Annotated in this window: 2 protein-coding genes; both read right to left on the bottom strand. The window is 68.6% G+C overall.

What is annotated here, in order from left to right; translation table 11 throughout:
• Nucleotides 1–42: 42 nt before the first annotated feature.
• The gene (locus tag AC07DW_RS34450; protein WP_478861525.1) at nt 43–351 is read right to left on the bottom strand and encodes a hypothetical protein; all 309 of its coding nucleotides are present in this window, start codon (nt 349–351) and stop codon (nt 43–45) included.
• On the bottom strand, nt 351–1,253 hold the full coding sequence (locus tag AC07DW_RS34445) for an IS110 family RNA-guided transposase (RefSeq protein ID WP_478861524.1): 903 nt from the start codon (nt 1,251–1,253) through the stop codon (nt 351–353). Before AC07DW_RS34445 ends, AC07DW_RS34450 begins: the two co-directional genes overlap by 1 nt.
• Nucleotides 1,254–1,535: the final 282 nt, after the last annotated feature.

Below are 1,535 nucleotides of genomic sequence, written 5' to 3'. Positions count from 1 at the left end.
GTGCACGAGCGTGGGTCCTTCCTCGTACGAACTTTGGACGGTTCAGTACGGAAACCTACGCTCGTCGCCTTTTACACCACCTTCTGGACGCGACCATGGTGCTGTCGAGGTGTGTTCGGCGATCAGGCTCCACCAGGCGGGCAGGGGGTAGAGCAGGAGGCGTGGGAGGGGCACTCCGGCGAGGACGGCGGCCCATCCGCCGGTCGCGTACGCGGCGGCCAGGACCAGGGCGAGGGCGGCGGATCCGCCGTACCGGCCCGGCCGAGGGCGCAGGTTGGCGGCCAGGGTGGTGAGCGTGGCCCGGAGGCCCGGGCGGTGAGGGGACGCCACGGAGGCGATCGTGGGCGCCATCACGGGCACCCTGGCCCGCCCGCAGCTGCGACCGCGACGGTGTGGAGGACGGAGTTAAGCTGTCGGTCTCCGGAGCGGGAGAGCAGGCGTCTGGCCTTGTCCGCGCTCGCGATCTCCACGGGGGCGGCGCCGGCGTAGTTCGCGAACGCCGCTGCGGTGGGGAAGCGGTCTGCCCTCCCGACCCTGCCGATCAGACGGGCTGCCATCACCGGACCGATGCCCGGGGTCTTCATCAACGTGCTGCCAGTTGTCTCGACGAGACTCTGCATGCGGGCGCTGTTCTCGGTGAGCTGCTTGTCCAGAGTGCGGATCTCGGCGACGAGATCGCGGGCGAGATCCTTGCGAATCTTCTCGACATCGCCCGCGGGACGCACGGTCCGCAACAACCCTGCGGCCTGATCTGCACTGAGCTGGGCTGGAGCGCCGCCGGGCAGTAGATCCCGTAGCAGCGCGTGAAGTTGGTTGACGGTGCGGACCCGGGCCTGGGCGAGGTTGACGCGTCGCTCGTCCAGGAGGGCCAGAGCCGTGGTGTGGTCCTCGGCCATGACTTCGCGGCCGTCGCCCTGCAGGTATGCCACCGTGGCGGCGGCTGCCGCGTCGATCCGATCGTTCTTGCGTCGTCCACCGCGAGAGAGCTCACGGACCCGGCTGGTCGCGGTTGCCGGGACATCGACGACGCTCTCGCCACGGGCGATGAGCCACTGCGCGAGGTGCCGGCCCAGGCCGTTGGCGTTTTCCACCGCCCATTTGCGCTGCGGCCACGTCCGGGCCCAGGTCAGGAGCCGCCGGTACTCCGGCAGGCTCGCCTCGATTCGCAGTGAGCCGATCTGGCGGTTCGAGGCGGGCTCGACCGCGGTAGCGGTGTGGGTGGACTTGTGTGGATCAATGCCGATCAGTATCACTGGGCTGTGTTCCTCGTGTCCGGACGACAGGGGCGTCCACGGCCGACACGCCGACTTCCGGAACCAACCGACCCGGGACACGCCTCTGTTGAGTCAGACCGTGAACGGACACCGGACCGGCGACATACCCCGGGAGAGCCAGCCCCGAAGAGCGGCAGACGGTTCACGAGTCACCCGGACCGGCGTCCTAATACTGCAATCACAGTTAGGGGGTGTGTCCGCGTTGTTTGTAGTGGCTGTTGCGGGCGCGTGTCTGGCTGAGTCTTCGCCAGAGTGACCAGT

The organism is Streptomyces sp. NPDC045701 (assembly GCF_056432045.1).
The sequence above is the reverse complement of the archived record's forward strand: the minus strand, read 5'-3'. Positions and strand labels throughout refer to the sequence as shown.